This is a genomic window from Nocardia sp. XZ_19_369, assembly GCF_015355715.1.
Taxonomy (GTDB): Bacteria; Actinomycetota; Actinomycetes; order Mycobacteriales; family Mycobacteriaceae; genus Nocardia.
In genome coordinates this window covers 114193-134559 of sequence record NZ_JACVED010000009.1, presented here as the reverse complement: position 1 = coordinate 134559, position 20367 = coordinate 114193, and the positions used below count along the sequence as shown (strand labels likewise).

Here is a 20367-nt window from a genome sequence, read left to right as displayed (position 1 = left end):
CATGGCAACCGATGTGGCAGTAGAGCTTTCACCCGCCGACGGCTACGTGACGTGGACGCAGCGGGCGAAAGCGCTTGCGCGCGAGCCCGGTACGCCCGGCGTCGCGGTGCGGATGGCACTGCTGGCCACCTACACCACGGACTTCCTCGCCGAACTGTTGCCGGTGGCAGGCGCCAGGGCCGGGTTGACGCCGGAGCTGCTGTCCTTCCCGTTCGGCCAGGTCGAGCAGGTGCTGCTCGCGCCCCAAACACCGTTCCACGAGGGCGATTACGTGGTGCTGGCCGGGACGCACCACGACATCACCGGCACCGTGGACGAGACCGTCAACCGCTGGGTCGGTCTCTGGGACGCGGCCGCGCGTTCCGGTGTCCGGGTCGTCCAGCTCGGTTTCGCGCCGCCCGCTGTGGACGCTTACGGCCCGGCAGCCTGGCGCGCGCCGCAATCGCTGTCCCATCGAGTGCGGGAGATCAACGCGCGGCTTGCCGAACACGCTGCGGGCCGAGTGCTTTTCGTCGACGTCGAGCAGCTCGCCGCCCAGGTCGGCTTGCGGCAGTGGGAAGACCCGCGCAGCTGGTACCGGGTCCGCCAGCCGTACGCACCGGACAGCCTGCCGTGGCTCGCCGCGGCCATCGCCGACACCATCGCCGCCGACCGTGGCCGTTCGGCGCGCTGCGTGGTCGTCGACCTGGACGGCACCCTGTGGGGCGGCATCCTCGGCGACGACGGCATCGAGGGCATTCGCGTCGGCACCGGTGCGGACGGCGAGGCCTTCGCCGACTTCCAGCGCTACCTGCGCGCACTGACCGAGCGCGGCGTGCTGCTCGCGGTGGCCAGCAAGAACGATCGTGACCTCGCACTGCGCGCCATCGCGGAAGCCCCGGGCATGGTGCTCCGGGTCGAGGACTTCACCCACATCGTCGCCGACTGGCGGCCCAAATCCGAACAGCTGCAAGAAATCTCGGACAAGATCCGGCTCGGCCTGTCGAGCTTCGTCTTCGTGGACGACAACCCGGCCGAATGCGCCCAGGTGGCCGCGGCACACCCGGAGGTGCGCGCTCTGTGCCTGCCCGCCGCCGCCGCGAAGTTCGCCCCCGAACTGGCGGCCTTGCCGTGGCTGCACCCGGGCTCGCTGTCCAGCGAGGACTTCACCAGGCAGCGCTCCTACCAGGCCCTCGCCGCCGCCGAGCGGACCGCGACGGACGACCTCGACGAGTTCCTGGCCGGCCTGGAGATGGTGGCCACGATCGAGCCGATCAACAGCACCACCCTCGACCGGGCCGCGCAGCTGATCGCCAAGACCAACCAGTTCAACCTGACCACCCGCAGGCACACCCAGACCCAGGTCCGCAAGATCGCCGAGGACCCACAGTGGTTCGCTGCCACGCTGCGCCTGCGGGACCGCTTCGCCGACCACGGCATCGTCGGTGTGCTGCTCGCGGAAGACCTCGGCGGCACCGTCGAGATAGACACGCTGCTGCTCAGCTGCCGGGTCATCGGGCGGAACGTGGAGAACAATCTGCTGGCCGCCGCCGCCGAATGGGCGCTGGCACAGGGCAGTTCGCGACTGGTGGGCCGGTATCTCCCGACCGCCCGCAACGCGCTGGTGCGCGATCTGTACCCCGGGCACGGCTTCGCGCTGGACGCGGAGTCCGAGCAGGGGTCGGTGTTCGGTTACGACCTTTCGGGCGGCGTGCCCGCACGCAGCCCGCATGTGCGAGAGGCGCAGATTCAACATGGCTACTGATCTGATGGAACAGTTGCTCGAGCTGTTCGCCGAGGTGGTCGGCGAGCCGGCCGCGCACGGCCCCGACACGGTCCGCGCGGACATGGACACCTGGGACTCGCTCGCCCAGGTGCGGCTGGTCTACGCGGTGGAACGCGCCTTCGGCGTGGAACTTCCGGAGCGCACGCTCACCTCGGAGCCGTCGCTGGCCGAGATCGCCGCCATCGTGGCGGCCGCACGGCAGGAGCGGGTGTCATGAACAGCCGGGTGTTCCGGGTTACCGACACCGATGTGGCGACTTACGCCGCTGCGGTCGGCGATCGGAACCCGCTGCACGTGGACAACGATTTCGGCCACCGCTCGCCGTACGGCAGGCCGGTCGCGCACGGCGCACTGGTGGTCACTCTGGCACTGGCCGCGCTGGCCGAGACCACCGATCCGATGGCGGTGCGCGATATCCGGGCGACGTTCCGGCAGCCCACGATTCCCGGTCGTCGCTACGAGGTCGACTGGACGGTGTCGGAGAGCGAGGCCCGCGGCCGGGTCAGTTTCGGTGGCATCGAGGTGGTCGGCATCCGGTGCAGGCTCGGCTCGGTGCTGCCATGGTGCGGTCCCGCCGCCGAGGACGAGCCTCGTCGCGATGCCCCTCGGGTACTCGGATTGGCCGATGTAGCAGGCGATTCCGCGCAGTCACCCGGCCAGGAGCGCGGGTCGTACTCCGTGGACTATCCGCTCATCGCGGGTTTGGTATCGCGGGTCATCGGGGGTCGCGTTCCCGAACATGTTGCGGCGGTGCTCGGTTGGGCCAGCTACTGGACCGGCATGTGCACGCCGGGCCGGGATGCCCTGCTCGTCGCGTGCACCGTGGTGTTGCACGGATCCGGTTCCGGCGCGGTCGCCTTCGAGACCGCCGAGCCCGAGGTGGACCGGCGATCCGGGCTGGTCACCTTGCGTGCGGGCATGCGCTGCGGCGCCAGCGCCGACGTCACGGTGCAGAGCCTGATCAGGGAGTCGGTGCCCGGCCCGGACCCGGCCGAACTCGCCGCGGTGCTGCCGCCGTCGGACGCACTGGCCGGGCGAACCATCCTGGTCGTCGGCGGCAGTCGCGGGCTCGGTGCGGCGGTCTCACTGGGTTTGGCGAGTCAGGGCGCGCGCGTGCTGGTGAGCTGCACCAGGGCGCCCGAGGTGCTGGCGGCGGCCTCGCACGCCTACCGGGATCGCTTGTGGCCGGTGCTCGCCGACGCCAGCGACGGCTACGCGCTGGGCGCCGCGCTGCCGGAAGGTCCGCTGGACGGCGTGGTTCTGCTTGCCGCACCGGCCATTCCGACGCTGCCGCTGGCACCGGACGCGGTCGAGACCGCCGCACAGTTCATGGCGGCGAGCACCCGGCTGGTCTTCGCCCCGCTGTCGGTGTGCGTTCCCCGCCTCCGCAAAGGAGCGACGGTGGTGATGATCTCCTCGGAGGCGGTACTCGCGCCACCGCGCTGGTGGCCGCACTACGCGGCGGCCAAAGCGGCCGTCGAGGGTCTCGCGGAATACGTTGCGCGACACCATCCCTGGAACGTCGTGGTGGTGCGGCCACCGCGACTGTGGACCGACCTGACGAACACGCCGGGCGGACGCGCCGTGAGCAATCCCATCGCACCGGTCGCCGCCGACATCGTCAACGCGTTCTCCGCGCAAGACGTTGTCGCCGGGGAAGTTTCGGTGCTCGGCGCCGCCGGTTGGGGCGCACCATGGCCAATTCTGAGTGAGGAGGTGCGGGATGCTGGAGATCGCCGACCTGAACAAGTCGTACGGTAAGAAACAGGTCCTCACCGGTATCGATCTGACCGTGCGGCCCGGCGAGATCGTCGGACTGCTCGGCCCCAACGGCGCGGGCAAGACCACGACGGCCTCGATCGTCTCCGGTCTGACCGCCGCCGATTCCGGCACGGTGCGCATCGACGGCATCGACATCCGCAGCAAGCCACGCCAGGCGCGGCGCAAGCTCGGCCTCGCGCCGCAGGAACTCGGCGTGTACCCGACCCTGACCGCCGAGGAGAACCTCGTCTTCTTCGGCAGGCTGATGGGCGTCGGTCGCAAGGACCTGACCGCGCGCATCGCCGAGGTCGGCGAGCGGCTCGGCGTCACGCCCTTCCTGCAGACGCGGGCGCATCAGCTCTCCGGCGGCCAGCAGCGGCGACTGCACACGGCGATGGCGTTGCTGCACGAGCCGGATGTGCTGTGGCTCGACGAACCGACCGTCGGCGCCGATGTTTCGGCGCGCCAGGATCTCCTGGCCGAGGTGCGCAACTTGGCCGACCAGGGTGCCGCCGTGGTGTACGCGACGCACTATCTGCCCGAACTCGAGGTGCTCGACGCGCGAGTGGTCGTGCTGCACGAAGGCCGGATCCTGGCGCAGGGCAGTGCCTCGGATCTGGTGGAGGAGTACGCGCAGGCGGCGGTGAGCCTCGAGTTCTCGGCGGCCATCCCCGCGAGCCTCGGCGGGTTCCTCGCCGCGCCCGGCGCCGCGGTGCTGGAGTCGAAGCGATTGAACATCCCGACCAACTCCCCGGGACAGCTGCTCGCGCAGTTGTTCGCCACCTTGGACACCGACACCGACCAGCTGCTGGCCGCGGAGATCCATCACCCGAATCTGGAAAACGCGTACTTGGCGATCATGCGCGCGGCGCAGGACGCGGTCGACCAGCCCGTGGAAGGAATCCGAGATGCTGTTGCATGACTCTGCCGTCGATCGGGTACGCGCGTTGTCCTGGGCGGATCTGCGCCGCATCCGTTCCGACCCGGCCCAGCTGATCGTGATGATGGTGCTGCCCATCGGCATGATGGCGTTCCTGACACCCGCGAACCGCGCGCAGTTGCGGTTGACCGGGTACTTCGATGCCACCGGCATCGAGCAGTCGGGACCGGGCACGATCGTGCTGTTCGCGTTCTTCATCACGACCCTGCTCGGCGCGTCGTTCTTCCGCGAACACGAGTGGGGGACTTGGGATCGGTTGCGGGCCGCGCCGGTGCGCGCCGTGGAGGTGATCCTCGGGAAGTCGTTCCCGTCCGTGCTGTTCTCGGTGTTCCAGCTGACCTTCCTGTGGCTGGTCGCCTTCACGCTGTGGGACCTGCACAGCAAGGGTTCGACCTGGCTGCTCGTTCCGCTCACCGCGTCGCTCGCCGTCGCGACCTGGGGGTTCGGCATCGCACTGGTCTCGCTGTGCCGGACCATCGATCAGCTCGCGATCATGGCGCAGGTCGGTTCGCTGGCCATCGGTGGTCTCGCCGGCACGATCACCCCGCGCGACACCCTGCCCGCCTGGGCCCGCGCGTTGTCGCCGTACACGCCGCAGTACTGGGCGCTGAAGGGATATCAGGACGTCATCCTGCACGGCGCCGGGTTCGGCGACATCGTCAAGCCGTGCCTGATCCTGCTCGCCGTCGGCGTGGCGGGCGGACTGGTCGCCCTGTTCAAGTTCCGGCTCAACCACAGCAAGGTCGGCCGGAGCTGACGTCGCTATTCGATCGGCTGGGTGATCGCGTTGTGTTCGTCGTTGATCAGGTGAAACGCGGACGCCAGATCGTCGAGCGCGGTCTGCCAGAGCGGTTCGGTGCCGTCGCCGTGCGGGTTGCCGCTGCTCAGTGAGAGCAGCACCTGCGCGGCCTCGGCGGCCCTTGCCGCGGCGTCGAGCAGCACCGGGGCCTGGTCGGAGGTGTCGCGCGGGGCCAGCGCGTCGATCCGGTTGTGCAGCCAGTGCGCGTCGAAATGGGCCTGTTCGGTGGCGTTTTCGCCGTCCAGCGCGGGCTGGGTGCTCGCCGCGGTCCAGCGCCTGGCCAGCTCGTTCTGGTCCGGCGCGTTGGTGACCGCGCTGCGCAGTTCACTGCTGAAGACCCGTTGCAGCAGCGCCGCCAGTTTGGCGCGTTCGACCGCGGTGTCGTTGTGCGCGGGCACATCCATCTCGCCGGGGTCGATATGCAGCACCGCGAGAATTGCCCTCAATTGCGCGATCGTGGCCACTCAACCCCTGCCTTGTCATGACTCGCCGAGCTGCTCTCGGCTACCACCCGACCCCCGGTATACCGAACGATTAACTAAATGATAGCCGCACAGTGTCAGCGCGGCACCGCAAACGCCGCGCGAATGCTGCGGTCGCGTCGCCGGTCATAGCCTGCTGCGCAACCGATCTCGCGGCACACCTGGTTGTGCCTTGAATCACCGCCACCCCCCTGGCCGATATAGAACGATCCCTCTAATATGGGTTTATGAGCAATCGGGAAGTAGTAGAAAAGTTCTATCTGGCAACACAATCCGACGACGCGGCCGCGATTCTGGACGCGCTGCACCCGCGGTTCACGGCCCGCATCGCACCCGGCCTGCCCAGCGTCACCGACACCGCGCCGGAAGGTCCGATGGCCGCACTGACCGGGGTGTGGGGACCGGTGTTCGGTGACTTCGAGATCGCGCCGTTTGCCGAGAACTGGTACGAGGCGCAGGACGATGCCGTGATCGTCACCGGGCATTACCGCGGCACGGCGCGCGCGACCGGCAAGGCGGTGGATGCCGAGTTCGCGCACGTCTGGCACGTTTCGGACGGGAAAATCAGTGCGTTGCACCAGTACACCGACACCTGGTGCTGGCGCACAGCCTTGGCCGAGTGAGGTGTGCCGCGACGGATCTTCGGACGCGGACGTCGCTGCGTGCCGGGGCCGGGCTGGACCGAACCTCGGGTGTGCCATGGTGACCTCATTCCGAAACAACGATGCCTACACATCTACGTTCGGTTCGGACCCCCGTCTGGATTGACGGCACGCCGAAGCAATATCGGCGACCTGGTCACCTCAGCGTTCGGGGCCGGCCGTCGCCACCATGTCGAGGACGAGATCCTGTATTAGTCGGCGCGTCGCATGCGCCTGCGCGATCAACGCCTCCGACGACCCCCCTTCCGCCAAATCGACCAGCTGATTCATCAGATGGCACACGGCGACCAGCCGTCGTACGGCTTGCCGCCGCTCACCGCAAGTGAGGTCGGTACGCATACAGTCCCCATCGCGCCACACCGCCCCACCGTTTCGGCCGCCACGCCGTGCGCAACCGCCGCCGCCGAGTTGCTACACCAGTTCGATTGCCTGCCGCACCGTTCCGGATTGTGGTAGCGAAGTCTCATGTATCCCGAGCCGGGCGAAGTCCTGCACTTTTCCGAGGACCCGACCATCGAACGCTTCGTGCCGCATGTCGCGCAGTCCGCGCGTCAGCCGGAAGCCTATGTCTGGGCCGTGGATCGGGCCCGTTCTCCCGACTATTGGTTTCCCCGGGCATGCCCGCGCGCCATGGCGTGGGTTACGCCCGGCACGACCGACGCCGATCGCACCGCCATCCTCGGGCCCGGTGGGGGAGAGCGGGTGCATGCCATCGAATACGGCTGGATCGATGCGCTGCGCGAGGTAACACTTTTCGCCTACCGTCTGCCCGCGGCACCCTTTCGTCCCTTCGGCGCCCAGGTACCGCACGCTCACGTGGCGACGGTGCCGGTCGAGCCGTTGGCACCGCCGCACCAGGTCGGCGATCTGCTGAAGTTGCACGAACAAGCCGGGATTCAGCTGCGTGTCCTGCCGAATCTGTGGGACTTCTGGGATGCCGCTACAGCTAGTTCACTGGGATTCAGCGGCATCCGGTTGCGTGCGGCGCGACCTCGCGTCTGAGCCCGTCGCTACGGGGTGAGGTCGAGGACTGCGGCGCCGGTGGCGAAGTCCGTTGGTGCCGAGGTGTGGTCGTGCACGATGAGCCACTGCCCGTCGCGCTTCTGGAAACAGGCGGTCCAGCGGAACCAGAGGTCGGTCTGCCGACCGTCGGCCATGGTGCCCATCATCCGGTTGAGGCTGCGGCTGAAGGCGAGGTCGCCGCCGATGGTGATGTCCAGGTCGCGGATCTCGAAGTTGATCGGGCCGGCGAAGTTCTGGAACGTCTCCTCCCAGGGCTTGCGGTAGGCGTCGGTTCCGACGAAGCGCAGCGGCGGCACGATATCGAACGACACCGTGTCCGCGGAATGGATCGCCATGGCCGCGTCCACATCGCGGTCTCGGAACGCCGCCACCCACTTATCGATCACGCCCCGGATCTGCGCCTCGTCCGTCCCGTTCGCGATGTCGGTCATCATTCCCCTCCAGCTTTCCCGTCGAATCTATTAGCAGGCACCTTTGGTCGAACCCCACCCTGCCAGAGCCCACCGACAGATTCGGCCGGCCCTTAACCGGGCTGCCAGAACGTGAGATCGCTGCGCGGGTGCGCCGCCACCCACTCGGAAAGGTCGCTGCCGGAACGGAGCCCACCATCGATGACGGCGCGGTAGATGTCGATGGATGGACACCGCGGGATTGTTCCGCGCTGCATCAGCGACTTCAGCTCCAGAATCGTGCGCCGGGTTTCCGGGGTCAGCGCATCGCGCAAGGGACGCACCAGTTGCGCGGCGCAGGGCCCGGGATGATCGCGGGCCAGCGCCCACATGTCGATCTTCCAGTCGGTGCCGTCGGCGGCGCGGTAGTCGAGCCGCCAGTACAGCCCTTCGTCGGCGTCGTTCAAGTGGTTACCGAACCGCGCCTTGCGCACCTCGTCGAGCATCGTGCAGTCCCGCAACACGGTGAAGCCGTCTTCGACCCGTGGTGTGTCGCAATAGATCTCGACGTCGATATCCGGCGCCAGCGCCAGCTCGCAGGCCACCGCGCCCACCAGGACGGGCGACCCGAACTCTTGCCAGCGCTCGAAAAGCCGTAACCGGCCGAGGATCTCGTGCGCTTGCCGAACCCGTTCTCGGCTCTGTTCGAGGACATCGGGCGTCTCCGGACTCACGCTGCCGACAATACGACAGCGGCCATTTACTCAACGTCGATGGACCTCCACTGCGGCGCGCACGCCACTTTCCAGGGCTCCTTCGATCCATGCGGTGTCGAGGCTGGTGTGGTCGCCGGCGAAATGTGTTCTGCCTTCGACCGTTCGGGTGGCGCCGTGGTGGTCGTGCAGTTGGCCGGGGGTGGGGATGGCGGCCTCGCCGAGTGCGTAGCGGGCGCGCACCCAGCTCTGGGTCAGGCCGACGCCGGTGAATTCGGTGTCCACGCGCGGGCCGAACAGTTCGCGTAGCCCGGCCATCGCGAAGTGGATGCGCTCACCCTCGGTGAGCGAATCCCAGCGCATCGCATCGTCGGCGAAGGTGTAGGACGCCAGCACCACGCCGCCCTCGGAATCCTCGACGTGCGACGGGAAGTAGAGGTTCCGGCTCGGCGAATCCGTGATGCAGCGGCCGCCGCGGAACCCGGCCGGTCCCTGCTCCCAGAAGCGAGTCTTGAACTCCAGCAACACTTTTGTTGCCGCGTCGTGGTGCAGTTCGATGATGGCGCGGCGCTTGCCATAGGACAGCGGCGGGTCGAAGGTGCAGAACCGGGCGGCGGTGAGCGGGATGGCCACGATCGCGTAGTCGGCCTCGAACGATTCGACCGGACCGGTCGGCTGGCCATCGGAGCTTTCGTCGCCGGTCTCGCCGGTGGTCCAGACCCGCACGCCGTGCTCGGTCTGTTCCAGCCGGGTCATTCGCTTGCCCATCAGGATGGCGGGCCCGAGTCGCGCGGTCAGGGCATCGGTGAGCGCGGCCATGCCGCCCGCCAGTTCCCAGTAGGTGGCATCGGATGGGATCAAAGTGTGATCGACGAGCGGGAAGACGACGCTGTGCCGCAGCCGGGCGGTCAAATTCTCCAGCGTGCCGACCGCCTCGATACGCTCCTTCGGCCAGCCCTGCTCCTTGAGATAGCGCCGCAGGGAATGGTTTTCGTAGGTGTGCAGCAACTCGGTCCACCCCTCGACCTGCCGCTCGATCGGCTGGTCGGCCAGCAGCGCGACCTGACGCAACGCGGCACCGAGGACTTGACGGCTGGCGGTCGTCAATCCGCAGCCGAAGCCGGCGTGCACCGCGCCCGGGTTCGCGGCGTATTCGCCTCGGGTAGTGGACATTCCGTTGACCCTGAGCAGACCGCGCCCAGCCGAGGGCGGCGGGTCGTAACGCTGTCTCGGCCCATTGGACCACTCCTCGCCGGTGCGAGATCGATAGAAGACCGGGGGAGTCGGGGGAGTGGGCGTTTCCACGAGCACGTCGGAGTTGTAGAACGGCCTGCGCCGCACCCCGAGCTTGTCCGCGAGCGCCAACACCATCGGATGCGCACTGGACAACCGCATCGCGCCCGCCTCGGCGTGCAGGGCAGGATCGGTGAAGACGCCACGAAATGTCTTGACCCGCCCGCCCGTTCGATTCCCGTTGGCCTCCAACACCGTGACCTGATGCCCGGCCTCAGCCAGCAGATTCGCCGCGCTCAGCCCCGCAGGCCCGGCCCCGACGACAATGATCTTCTTGCGGCGATCCGTCGCGGGCAGACCGTTATCGATGAGGATCTTCAGATAGTCCAGCGTGCGGTCGTTTCCGTGCTCATCGACCCCGAGCAGCTGCCGGGCAAGCGCCGCACTGCGGTCACGCCCCGCGTTCTCGGAAGCGGCCGGCGCGCACGCTGTCGCCGCAATAGCGCCGGAAGCGACGACCCCCAAGGTCCCGCGCATCAGACGGCGCCGCGAAACTCCACTCTCTGCCAATCCCGAACCTCCCGAACCGTGGAGCCGCTCCGCCATGACGGCCGCAGACGGTACCCGAATCCGTAGGTCCCACCGGCGAACTCGGCTCCCCGGCCGGTGGCAAGGGCGATTCGTGGCCGCAGATGCGCACTGCCAGTCAACTTTTCGCCGATCGGTGATAGAGTATCCGGGCGCGCGCCGCATCGAGCGGTCCGTCGCGGTGCAGCCGCAGGAAGTACTCCAGCTGCCAGGCCTGCGCGCCGGCCGCCTGCCGGTTGGTCGTGTGTGCCCACGGCGGATAGACGCGGAAGGCCCGTTTCCCGCCGTTTCCCGCCGACGCGAGGACCCCGCGTTCGCGCAGCACGTGCGTGGGAAATACGAACTGGCCCAACTGGTCCTGCTCCCGAGTGCTGATGACGAAGAGGTCGATGGGATCGGTGCGGTCGAAGGGTTGGATCGGACCACCCGGGGACCGCTTCCACACGGTGACGAATTGCCCGACTTTGGTGGGGGTCGTCTTGGCCACGCGAAACCGGATCGAACGGCCGTCGACGGTGAACGAGTGGGCGGCGTACGCGGCGCTCTCGGCTTCGGGGATCGGTTGTGAGCAGGCGAACCCGCAGGGGTCGTACACGAGTACTTTCGCGGTGTGCAGGTCGCCGTCGACGACGGTCGTCGACCATGGCGTCAGGTCGGCGGGCGGTAGGTCGGTGGCGTGCTCGCCGTTCATGATCACGCGCTCACCTTGGCATGGGTCACCGACAGAACTCGGCGGCCGCCATGGCCGAGCCGGACATCTCGAAGCCTGGTACAGCGGTCGCGCCCTGCTTCGCCAGTGCGGGGAGTGCTCCCATTCCGGGCGAGCGTTGTCGCAAGATTCAATTCCATTGCGGGGTATGGGTGCGGGCCAGCACTATTCCGGTATGCGTTTCTCGATCAACATTCCGAACTTCGGGGACTTCGCCGACGCCAGGACGGTGGCGATGGCGGCTGTGGCGGCGGAACAGGCGGGCTGGGACGCGCTGTTCATCTGGGACCACGTGGTGCACGACAAGGAGGAACGGCGAGGGCAGCCGTTCGGTGATCCGTGGATGCTGCTCACCGCGGCGGCGTTGGCGACGTCCCGGATCAGGCTGGGTGCGCTGGTTACTCCGGTGGCGCGGCGGCGGCCAGAGCAACTTGCCCGCCAGGTGGCGACTCTGGACTCGCTCAGCGGCGGCCGGGTTATTTTCAGCGCGGGCCTCGGCGGCCCGGTTGCGGATGAATTCGGCAGCTTCGGGGAGCCGACCGATCCCGTCGTGCTGGCTGAGCGTCTGGACGAAGGTCTGGAATTGTTGCAGCGTTACTGGTCCGGTGAGCGAGTCGACCATCTCGGCAAGCATTACGAGGTCCGGGACGTCACGTTGCTGCCCGCCTCGACTCAGCAGCCCCGCCCGCCGGTCTGGATCGGCGGGTTCTGGCCCCGTCGGCGCCCGTTCCGCCGAGCCGCGCGCTGGGACGGCGTCGTGCCCCTGTTCACCGGCGCGAGCCACGGGCATGTACCACCCGTCGATGAGCTGCGTGATGTCGTCAGCTATGTGCACGAACACCGAAAAGAGCACCAGGACAGGCCATTCGAGGTCGTAGTCGGCGGCGTCAGTCCGGGCGATCCCGACAAGGCGCGAGACCTGATCGCCCCACTCGCCGACGCGGGCGCGACCTGGTGGGACGAACGCCAGCTGATGACCACCGATGCCCTGCACCGACTCGCACCGATCATGCGGCGCATCAACCAGGGCCCACCCACCCTCTGACGCACTACCAGCCGAGGTGACCTTCGCCGCCACGGTTACCATCGGTCGCGATGCATATCGACTTGATGCTCGATTCACTGGACGGGCTGTCCGTGGGGGACGCGTTGGGTGCGGAATTTCCCGTCATGCGACGGTCGATTCCGGATCTCGGCACCGACAACCTCCCGGCGGGCCCGTGGGGGTGGACCGACGACACCGAAATGGCCTGTTCCGTGGTCGCCGAGCTCAGCCGCCACGGCGGCATCGAGCAGGATCGGCTGGCCGCTGCGTTCGCACGACGGTTCGACCCGCGCCGTGAGTACGGCTTCATCGCCGTCAGCACGTTGCGTCGCATTCGGGAGGGCACGCACTGGCGGGAAGTGTCCGGCGCCGCATACGACAACCAGGGTTCCTGCGGCAACGGTGGCGCCATGCGGGTCGCCCCGCTGGGCGCCTTCTATGCCGGGGACCCGAAAAAGATTGTCGCCGAAGCGGTCCGGTCGGCACAGGTGACACATATGCATCGTGAAGGTGTCCTCGGCACGGTCGCGGTGGCGCTCGCGGCCGGGCAAGCCGGGCACGCCCGCCTGAACGGAATCCGGCCCACACCAGCGGAATTCATCACCGCCGTGCTCGACCGCCTCGACGACGGTGAGACGACCCGGCTGATTCACCGCGCCCGCGCCCTGCTCGGCGCCTCCGCTGCCGAGGCCGCGGCCGAACTGGGCAACGGGTCTCGGGTCACCGCGCAGAACACCGTGCCGTTCACGATGTGGGTCGCCGCAACGCATCTGCACGACTATCGGACCGCGATCACCGCATGCATTGCGGCAGACGGAGATATCGACACAACGAGCGCCATCGTCGGCGGAATCGTCGCCGCCTACACGGGTACCGCCGGAGTGCCGCAGTACTGGCTCGCCGCGCGCGAACCGTTGCCCGACTGGTTCGATCCACCGCGCCGACCACGGCGGCGCAAACACTCCGGCATCGGTCGCGTGCGGAGCTGGTTGACCGGCGCGTCCTGAGGTGCTCGGCCGAGCTGCGGGTCCCCCTGCTGGGTCCGCAGTTCGATTACTCTGACGACGTGGGGATTACCGAATATGCGCCAGGTGACGTCGTCTACTTCCCGGAAGGGCCGTTCAGCGGTGTCTGCGCGGTTGTCCGGGCGGTCGACACCGGTAGTGCGAAGTTGCGCATCGACTTCGGCGAGGGCGCGGTCCACCGGGAAGGGAATGTGCTGCGGGAGCGACGGCACAGTCTGACCGTTGGATTCGACGAGATCGAATTGGTCTAGGCACGCGTGTCCGCAAACGCTGCGCGGTCCACCGGTCGTTCGGTCGCCCTGCTCGTCACGCTCGCCGTGGGTCTGGTGATTGCTTTCGTCGCCGCTCCGGGCAAGCTGGCGGCGAACGGCTCGAGCGAAAGCTTCGGCGATGAAAGCAGCCTTCGCGCGGCCCTCCGCGTGGCGTTCGTCGAATATTGGAGCTCCGGCGACCGGGACTTCCCGCCTGCCTTATCGGACGTCGTCGATTATTGGTTCCGCTACCACGTGGTCAAAGCCCTGATAGCGGCCGTTTTGCTGATCGTTCTCGTCGCACTCGCCGTGCTGCTCTGGCGGGCATTCCTGCGGGGTACCCGAAACAGCCCGGCTCTCGCGTCAGCAGGCGGACTTGTCACGCTGCTCGCACTCGCCTCATCAGTGCTGGTAATGGTCAACATCCAAGGCGCGGTAGCCCCCTTCTCCGCACTGCTGCCGATGCTGACGACCGGTGCACCCGACGGGCCGCTCGCCGACACGCTCGACCAGATCCGCCTGCAACTCGCCGACTCCCTGAGCGCAGGTGGCCGAACCCCGCCTGCCCTCGACGTGATGATCAGCGACTTCGCCCGTTACCACGTGGCGATGGCCGTGATCACCGCAGTCGCGGCCCTGATCCTCATTGCCATGAGCATCGCGTCCTGGACAGCGTTCGCGCGAACGAACCCGTCGGACAGCCGATCCCGGCGTGTATGGGGTTCCTTCGGCGCCCTCTTCACGGTGGTGTCGCTGGCCGCGCTCGTCATCGCCGTGGTGAACACATCCACCGCCGCAGACTCGGCCCCCGCCCTCCTGGCCTTCTTCGAGGGCAGCTGGTGAAGCACCACTAGCGCCGTCGGCACGCCCGAGTCCGCACAGCCGCATTCCGCACTGACCGGAACTACGGGTTCAGGACGGGATGGGCAGCGGTCGCCGCGGCACCGGCTCGGCGACGACGATCGACGTGGTCGTCTGCCCGAACATGAGGAACCCGTCGAGTATCTCCTCGAGCTGACCGATCGACGGCCCGTGCACCTGGAGCAGGAAGCAGTCCTCGCCGGTGATGCGGAAGCACTGCACCACCTGTGGTGTATCTCGGGCCGCCGCAACGATTTTCGGCAGCTGGCCGGGGCCGGGGCGGATGCGTACCAGCGCGGTCACCGGCATGCCCAGGGCGGCTGGGTCCACCTCCATCCGGAAGCCGGTGATCACGCCGTCGCGTTCCAGCCGCTGCACCCGCTCGGTGACCGCGGGCGCCGACATCCCGACCCGGCGGGCGAGCTCGGACATGGACAGCCGTGGATCCGCGTGCAGCTCGTTGAGCAGCCGCACATTCACCGCATCCAGCAGCCGCGATCGCTCGGTAAAGGAATCTCGGCCGTTCTGCTTTGATTTTCCAGCCAACTCAGGCCATCTTCCTGGATAGTGCCATTCCGGCAGTGGGTATTTCTTAGCAAGATACTCCGCATGACAACACCGTCCGGGCTCGCTACGCGGCGAACCGCACCGCGGGTGCCCGCGTCGGCCTACTTCGGCATCAGCGCGATCTTCCACTACCTGGGGCCCGCTTTCGCCGTGCTGCTGTTCGCCCGCGCGGACGTGCTCGGCGTGGCCTGGCTGCGGATCGCTGCCGCCGCAGTGGTTTTCGCGGTATGGCGTAAGCCGTGGCGGCTGGTACGGCGGCTCACACCGGAGCAGCGGTGGGTACTGCTCGGGCTCGGTGTGGTGCTCGCGACCATGAACGTGACGTTCTACCTGGCCATCGAACGGCTACCGCTGGCCACCGTCGGGGCGATCGAATTCCTCGGCACGATCGTGCTCGCCGCGATCGGTATACGCAACGGCCGCAACGGGATCGCCCTGGTGCTCGCCATAGCCGGGGCGGTCGCGTTGGTCGACATCCAGTTGGCCGGTGCGCCATGGGGTTTCGTCTTCGCCTTCGTGAACTGCGCGCTGTTCATGCTCTATGTGCTTCTCGGCCACCGGATCGCGAACACCGGCGGGGGACTGTCCGGCGTCGACCAGCTCGCCGCCGCGATGCTGATCGCGGCAGTCGTCGCGACGCCGTTCTGCCTCGGCGCGGCCATCCCCGCCCTCACCAGCCCGGCGGCGCTGCTGGCCGGTGTGGGCGTCGGCGTCTGCTCGTCGGTCATTCCCTACGTCACCGACCAACTCGCCATGGCCCGATTACGCCGCCACACCTTCGCATTGATGCTGAGCATCCTGCCCGCCGTCGCGACGGTGATCGGGATCGTGGTGCTCACCCAGATACCCACCCTCCAGGAGTTGACCGGCATCGCGTTGATCGCCGTCGGTGTCCTGATCCACCAAGAAAGCAAGGAGTAGCGATGAAATACCTCCGATTGGGCACCTCCGGTCTCACCGTGTCCCGGATCTGCCTCGGCATGATGAGCTACGGCAGCCCCGACTCGTGGGCCTGGATGCTCGACGAGGATGCCGCGGCACCGATCGTCCGGCAGGCCGTCGAGTCGGGCGTGACGTTCTTCGACACCGCCGACATGTACTCCGACGGGATCAGCGAGCTGATCACCGGTCGGCTGCTCGCCCAGCTGTTTCCCCGCCGCGACGACTACGTGCTGGCCACCAAGGTCTACTTCCCGATGGGGTCCGGCCCGAACGATAAAGGCTTGTCCCGCAAGCACATCATGTCCGCCATCGACGCCTCGCTCGACCGGCTCGGCGTCGACTATGTCGACGTGTATCAGATCCACCGCTGGGACAACGAGACTCCGATCGAAGAGACCATGAACGCCCTGCACGACGTGGTCGCCGCCGGCAAAGCCAGATACATCGGCGCATCCAGCATGTTCGCCTGGCAGTTCGCCAAGGCGCAGCACGTCGCCGAGACCCACGGCTGGACAAAATTCATCTCGATGCAGAACCACTACAACCTCGCCTACCGCGAGGAAGAGCGCGAAATGATCCCACTCTGCCGAGACCAGGGCGTCGGCATCATCCCGTGGAGCCCCCTGGCCCGAGGACTGCTCGCCGGCTCCCGCGAACGCGGCGGCGGCCAGACCACCGTGCGCTCCGGCACCGACCCCATCGCGGACACCATGTACACCGACGACGATTTCGACGTAGTCGACGCGGTACGCAAGGTCGCCGCCGAACGCGACCTCCCACCCGCCCAGATCGCCCTCGCCTGGCTACTCGGCCGCCCCGGGGTAACCGCGCCGATCATCGGAGCGACGAAGACGAAGCACCTCGCGGATGCGGTCGCCGCGGTCCCGATCCAGTTGAGCGAGAAGGAAATTGCGACACTGCAAGCGCCCTACCGCCCGCACCCCGTACTCGGCCACCAATAGCGTTGGAGTGTAACGACGTTCGCACTGAGGCTCGCGTCTTCGCTTCGCCGACGCCCGTGCCCGTGCCCGTGCCCGTGCCCGCGCCCGTGCCCGCGCCCGCGCCCGCGCCCGCGCCCGAAAGACTCTGCCGGACCCACACCCGTCCCATGAAACGATGCGAGTCAGCAGCCGCTCGCCCCTGGCGCGCTCTCCGGCATCGGCGGACAGGCGGCACGTGACAGCGCCAAACAAGAGCAGGCACGCCCTGACGTCCCCCTCGGTGATCAGCAGCCCGCCGAACGGGAAATGACGGCGGCGAAACGCGAGTGGTCGTGCCCTCATGTCCCGTTCAGTGATCAGCGGCCCGCCGGACGGGACGTGGCGGCGGCGTAGCGCGATTACAGCTGTGGCCGGCCTCCGGAGCGGGAACATGCCGAACTGCAGGCGCTTGTCGAGGCGTAACCGAACACGAGGCGTGACTCAGGAGACCGCCGATCTCGTCCGAGCAGTGGTCCGCGATCTCAGTTCTGAAGGGGGGGCCTAAGTCGCGATGTCCTCGGCCAACTCCAGCGCCGTCATGAAGTGGGTGAACATGGGCCAGGGAAGGTTCACCTCGCCGTGCGGGGTTAGCACCATTCGGTCAACTGTGGCCGGAGTGAACGGGCCGTTCGGTGTTAGGTCTGGGATGAGCACTTCGAGGTAGTTGTTGGCGTTGGGATCCGGGTCCAGGACACAGAGTTCGTAGCACCACGCGTCGCGGTCGCTGAAGTAGAACGAGTTTACCTCGAATCGCTGATCCCCGTAGTGCCAGGTGTTGTTGGTCCGCCGGATATCGCCGACCACCTCAGCCGGTTGGCTGTTCGTGACGATGTCTCCGGAGGCTTGCACATGGTCGCGGAACCGGCGCAGGACCAGCCAAGGGATCGACCCCGGCCCGAAGCTGACCACAACGTAGTGCTGGGATTTCGGGGCGAACGGGCCCTCGTCAGGAGTCTTGTCCGCAACGCGGACATCGAGGTGCGGTCCGGTGCCGGGCGGGCCGGTAATCCCTTGCAGCGCATAGGTCCAGGCGTCGTCGGGCAGGCAGTAGTACGAGCTGACCTCGTACAGATTGCCGTCGTGCTCCCAGATCTCCACATCGGCAGCATCGCACGGAATCGTGGGCGGCGCGGGTGGGCTGCTCAGCCGGTGCAGGGTACGCCGGCAGACTTGATCAGAGCTATGGGCGGGAATCCTTGCGCAGGACGCGAATGATTCTCGAAGCGGCGAGTCCTGAGGCGAGGGCGATCAGTGCTGTGATGGCTCGGCTCCCTCGGTTGCCGATCGGGCGGTAACGGGCTGTGCCGTCGCGGATTTCGATGTAGCCCACGGCGCGTACGTCCGCGCCGCCACCTTCGGCTCCGTCGCTGGATCCGGTGCGACTGTATCCGAAGCGTGCGCGGGCGACGGGGATGACTGTGATGCCCTCGGCAGTGACGGGTTCACCGAATACTGTTGCCGCACGGGCCTGTTCATTGAGAACGCCCGCGTCTTGCTGCCGCAGTTCCGCAGAGATCGCTGCGACGTCCACCCTGTCGATCGCATTGAGCGAGGGGTCAGGCTCCTGCGCTGCCTCCATTGCCGTGAACCCTCTCTAACCGTCGCCGCCTTCCACTGAACAGTAACCGCAGTCGATAGCGGAAGTCGTCAGCGCGCCGCCCCTGTTGCCTTCAATCTGCGGATACCCCGGCTCAGTAATGGCTTGTCCCACAGGCTCGGTGGCGTGTGTTCGGGATCCAGCAGTTCGTTCTCCGCCAGCGGACTGTCCTCGTCCTCGACGGTCGCCGGCTCGAATCGCACCAGGGTCCGGCCGTCGCCGCGCAACGCCTCGACCGTGCGGAGCAGCGACGACGTCTCGGTGAGGGTGGCATCGAACTTCGCGGGTTCGGCACCGAGATGCTCGCAGATCAGCTGGCGCCGGATGCCGAGGATGGTTTCGCGCAGCTGGTCCCCGTTGGCGGTGGCGGGGGTAACCTCCACGGCCAGATCGCATTCGGTGTCGAATCCCATCGAACGGTTGTTGAGGTTCGACGATCCCACCCGCAGCAGTCGATCGTCCATCACCAGCACCTTGGCGTGGACATAGATCGGGTTACCGGCGTCGGTGACGGGGTAGTAGACGCCGAGCCGGTTCTCGGTGTCGGCCTTCCACAGCAGATGCAGTAAGCGGCGGCGAGCACCATCCATCGCCTGTTGCTCGAGCCAGCCGTCGGCGTGCCGCGGCAGCACCAGCACGATCTCCGGACCGTTCGGCTCGCGCAGCCGCGCGGCGATCGCCTCGGCGAGGGTGCGCGAGGCCAGGTACTGGCTTTCGATGTACAGCGACCGGGAGGCGCCCGCGATCGCCGCCAGATACAGCGCCTCGATCTCCCTGACCTCGGCGCGCTCGGCGAGCTCGGGGAAGGTTCGCGCGATACCGACTTCCACGGACCGCATCGTCGGCTCCAGCCCGTCCGGCCACGGTGTGTCCCCGGCGATTTCGTCGATCGCGGCCAACTGCTGTCCCGTCGCCGCCTGCCAGCGGGCTCGGGCCAATTCGCCGATCGCCTTCGCTGCGGCGCCGTCGACGGCGGTGGTCGCGTCGTGCCATGGTCCGTACCGGTTGCCGTTCGGCTTGGTGCGGTAGTGGTTGTCGTCGCGGTGGTCGCCGGTGTCCCAGCGGTCGACGGTCATGTCGATGCCACCGCAGAACGCGAGCGCGTCGTCGATCACCACGATCTTCTGATGGTGCGCCGAACCCAGCGGGTGCGCGCCGTCCATCTCGAAGTGCAACCGTCGATCGGTGATCCAATTAACCACGAAGATCGGCGTCATCCCGCGGCTGATCGCGGCGAACGCGCCGACATTCCATTTCAGCAGGTAGATGTCGAGGTCCGGTCGCACTTTCGGCAGCCAGGACAAGAATCTGCCCAGCCGATCAGGTCCTTCGAGGGTCTTGCCCTGCGGTTCGAACTTGATCCGGGTATCGAAGTCCCAGCCGATCAGCACAATGCGCTTGCGGGCCTGCAGCATCGCGGACTTGGCATAGCGGAAATAGTCGGCCGCATCGACAATGCACGCCAGCCGGTCGGCCCGGGCGATCTGCCAGCAGGTTTCGCCGGGGGTGAGGATTTGCTGCTCATCGCTCATGCTGTGGTCAGTTCTCCCGTCCGGCCGGACACCCGTTCCCGCAGGTGAACGATTCAGAGTACTGGTAACACGCGATAACTCAGGGCCGCGGCGAGGACGACCGTGGTCAGTCGCGGTAGATCGCGACGTGAGCGTTGGTAGCGGTCCCGACGCTGAAGGGCCCGATGCACGAGGCCGTGCCACCGCCCGACGGACTGAACGAACCGCTCCACGAGCCGTTATAAGGGCCGACGGTCATCAACGGGAACGCATTCGGCACGCCGTGCAAGCCGAAGCACTCGACGATCAAGGCGTACTCCCTGCCTGCGGGGGCGTCGGCATCATGGCATGTGGCCGTCGCACTGATCAGATCCCGCGTGATCACGCAGTCCTGTGGCGCGGCTCCAGCCGTGCCGACGCCGATCACTGCGGTAACGCCCAGACCCAACACCGCAGCGGCCGCGACTCGTGCGGTGGCGACTGTCGGACTTCTCATTCGAATCCCTTTCATCGGAAGATCCTGC

General features: G+C 67.4%; 24 protein-coding genes. 13 read left to right on the top strand and 11 right to left on the bottom strand.

The features are described from left to right. Nucleotide 1 precedes the first annotated feature (1 nt). From IBX18_RS31325 to IBX18_RS31305, 5 genes are read left to right on the top strand one after another with little or no spacing between them, the layout of a single operon-like run. Nucleotides 2–1744, top strand: coding sequence for an HAD family hydrolase (locus IBX18_RS31325; RefSeq protein WP_194837106.1), 1743 nt, complete (start codon nt 2–4; stop codon nt 1742–1744). After that, complete coding sequence (locus IBX18_RS31320) at nt 1734–1982, top strand: acyl carrier protein (RefSeq protein ID WP_159080353.1); 249 nt, start codon at nt 1734–1736, stop codon at nt 1980–1982. The genes IBX18_RS31325 and IBX18_RS31320 overlap by 11 nt, the downstream gene beginning before the upstream one ends. Beyond that, nucleotides 1979–3526 carry an SDR family NAD(P)-dependent oxidoreductase gene (locus tag IBX18_RS31315; protein WP_107656201.1) on the top strand — a complete coding sequence of 516 codons (1548 nt, stop codon included), beginning with the start codon at nt 1979–1981 and terminating at the stop codon, nt 3524–3526. Before IBX18_RS31320 ends, IBX18_RS31315 begins: the two co-directional genes overlap by 4 nt. After that, complete coding sequence (locus tag IBX18_RS31310; protein WP_194837105.1) at nt 3489–4448, top strand: ABC transporter ATP-binding protein; 960 nt, start codon at nt 3489–3491, stop codon at nt 4446–4448. Before IBX18_RS31315 ends, IBX18_RS31310 begins: the two co-directional genes overlap by 38 nt. Further along, nucleotides 4435–5223, top strand: a complete 789-nt coding sequence (locus IBX18_RS31305) for an ABC transporter permease (RefSeq protein ID WP_107656203.1) — start codon at nt 4435–4437, stop codon at nt 5221–5223. Before IBX18_RS31310 ends, IBX18_RS31305 begins: the two co-directional genes overlap by 14 nt. A 5-nt stretch (nt 5224–5228) precedes the next feature. Here IBX18_RS31305 and IBX18_RS31300 read toward each other — a convergent pair whose 3' ends face one another. Next, nucleotides 5229–5711: a hypothetical protein gene (locus IBX18_RS31300; RefSeq protein WP_194837104.1), complete on the bottom strand. Its 483-nt coding sequence runs from the start codon at nt 5709–5711 to the stop codon at nt 5229–5231. A gap of 263 nt (nt 5712–5974) precedes the next feature. On the opposite strand from IBX18_RS31300, the gene IBX18_RS31295 reads away from it, so the two are divergent. Further along, nucleotides 5975–6370 (top strand): nuclear transport factor 2 family protein, encoded by a 396-nt coding sequence (locus tag IBX18_RS31295; protein WP_194837103.1) that lies wholly within the window; start codon nt 5975–5977, stop codon nt 6368–6370. Between the two features lie 180 nt (nt 6371–6550). Here the strand turns inward: IBX18_RS31295 and IBX18_RS31290 are convergent, their stop codons facing one another. Further along, nucleotides 6551–6748: a hypothetical protein gene (locus IBX18_RS31290; protein ID WP_194837102.1), complete on the bottom strand. Its 198-nt coding sequence runs from the start codon at nt 6746–6748 to the stop codon at nt 6551–6553. A 126-nt stretch (nt 6749–6874) separates the two neighbouring features. Here IBX18_RS31290 and IBX18_RS31285 point away from each other — a divergent pair, with 126 nt between their 5' ends. Further along, entirely contained in the window at nt 6875–7411 is a 537-nt protein-coding gene (locus tag IBX18_RS31285; RefSeq protein WP_194837101.1) for a DUF6886 family protein, read from the top strand. Between the two features lie 8 nt (nt 7412–7419). On the opposite strand, the gene IBX18_RS31280 is transcribed toward IBX18_RS31285, so the two are convergent. The 4 genes from IBX18_RS31280 to IBX18_RS31265 form a co-directional block, all read right to left on the bottom strand. Beyond that, nucleotides 7420–7863 (bottom strand): nuclear transport factor 2 family protein, encoded by a 444-nt coding sequence (locus tag IBX18_RS31280; RefSeq protein ID WP_228542092.1) that lies wholly within the window; start codon nt 7861–7863, stop codon nt 7420–7422. A gap of 92 nt (nt 7864–7955) precedes the next feature. Next, a complete protein-coding gene (locus tag IBX18_RS31275; RefSeq protein WP_194837099.1) occupies nt 7956–8555 on the bottom strand; it encodes a hypothetical protein in 600 nt (199 codons plus the stop codon). 30 nt (nt 8556–8585) lie between these two features. Beyond that, nucleotides 8586–10304 (bottom strand): FAD-dependent oxidoreductase, encoded by a 1719-nt coding sequence (locus IBX18_RS31270; RefSeq protein WP_194837098.1) that lies wholly within the window; start codon nt 10302–10304, stop codon nt 8586–8588. Between the two features lie 169 nt (nt 10305–10473). Beyond that, nucleotides 10474–11046: a MepB family protein gene (locus tag IBX18_RS31265; protein ID WP_194837371.1), complete on the bottom strand. Its 573-nt coding sequence runs from the start codon at nt 11044–11046 to the stop codon at nt 10474–10476. Between the two features lie 193 nt (nt 11047–11239). Here IBX18_RS31265 and IBX18_RS31260 point away from each other — a divergent pair, with 193 nt between their 5' ends. The 4 genes from IBX18_RS31260 to IBX18_RS31245 are packed head-to-tail and all read left to right on the top strand — an operon-like array spanning nt 11240 to nt 14228. Continuing rightward, entirely contained in the window at nt 11240–12109 is an 870-nt protein-coding gene (locus IBX18_RS31260) for an LLM class flavin-dependent oxidoreductase (protein ID WP_194837097.1), read from the top strand. 50 nt (nt 12110–12159) lie between these two features. Further along, nucleotides 12160–13116 carry an ADP-ribosylglycohydrolase family protein gene (locus tag IBX18_RS31255; RefSeq protein WP_228542091.1) on the top strand — a complete coding sequence of 319 codons (957 nt, stop codon included), beginning with the start codon at nt 12160–12162 and terminating at the stop codon, nt 13114–13116. A 59-nt stretch (nt 13117–13175) separates the two neighbouring features. Continuing rightward, nucleotides 13176–13385 (top strand): hypothetical protein, encoded by a 210-nt coding sequence (locus IBX18_RS31250; protein ID WP_194837096.1) that lies wholly within the window; start codon nt 13176–13178, stop codon nt 13383–13385. A 6-nt stretch (nt 13386–13391) separates the two neighbouring features. Beyond that, on the top strand, nt 13392–14228 hold the full coding sequence (locus IBX18_RS31245; protein WP_228542090.1) for a hypothetical protein: 837 nt from the start codon (nt 13392–13394) through the stop codon (nt 14226–14228). Nucleotides 14229–14297: 69 nt separating this feature from the next. On the opposite strand, the gene IBX18_RS31240 is transcribed toward IBX18_RS31245, so the two are convergent. Then, the gene (locus IBX18_RS31240) at nt 14298–14792 is read right to left on the bottom strand and encodes an Lrp/AsnC family transcriptional regulator (RefSeq protein WP_194837095.1); all 495 of its coding nucleotides are present in this window, start codon (nt 14790–14792) and stop codon (nt 14298–14300) included. 63 nt (nt 14793–14855) lie between these two features. Between IBX18_RS31240 and IBX18_RS31235 the strand changes: the two genes are divergently transcribed. Both IBX18_RS31235 and IBX18_RS31230 read left to right on the top strand, forming a co-directional pair. Next, entirely contained in the window at nt 14856–15734 is an 879-nt protein-coding gene (locus IBX18_RS31235) for a DMT family transporter (RefSeq protein ID WP_194837094.1), read from the top strand. A gap of 2 nt (nt 15735–15736) precedes the next feature. Beyond that, nucleotides 15737–16717 carry an aldo/keto reductase gene (locus IBX18_RS31230; protein WP_194837093.1) on the top strand — a complete coding sequence of 327 codons (981 nt, stop codon included), beginning with the start codon at nt 15737–15739 and terminating at the stop codon, nt 16715–16717. 519 nt (nt 16718–17236) lie between these two features. On the opposite strand, the gene IBX18_RS31225 is transcribed toward IBX18_RS31230, so the two are convergent. The 4 genes from IBX18_RS31225 to IBX18_RS31210 all read right to left on the bottom strand — a co-directional run bounded on the left by IBX18_RS31225 (nt 17237) and on the right by IBX18_RS31210 (nt 20339). Beyond that, a complete protein-coding gene (locus tag IBX18_RS31225; RefSeq protein WP_194837092.1) occupies nt 17237–17833 on the bottom strand; it encodes a hypothetical protein in 597 nt (198 codons plus the stop codon). Between the two features lie 82 nt (nt 17834–17915). Then, nucleotides 17916–18314 (bottom strand): GerW family sporulation protein, encoded by a 399-nt coding sequence (locus IBX18_RS31220; RefSeq protein ID WP_194837091.1) that lies wholly within the window; start codon nt 18312–18314, stop codon nt 17916–17918. A gap of 68 nt (nt 18315–18382) precedes the next feature. After that, nucleotides 18383–19864, bottom strand: coding sequence for a phospholipase D-like domain-containing protein (locus IBX18_RS31215; protein WP_194837090.1), 1482 nt, complete (start codon nt 19862–19864; stop codon nt 18383–18385). Between the two features lie 106 nt (nt 19865–19970). Next, complete coding sequence (locus IBX18_RS31210) at nt 19971–20339, bottom strand: hypothetical protein (protein ID WP_228542089.1); 369 nt, start codon at nt 20337–20339, stop codon at nt 19971–19973. Nucleotides 20340–20367: the final 28 nt, after the last annotated feature.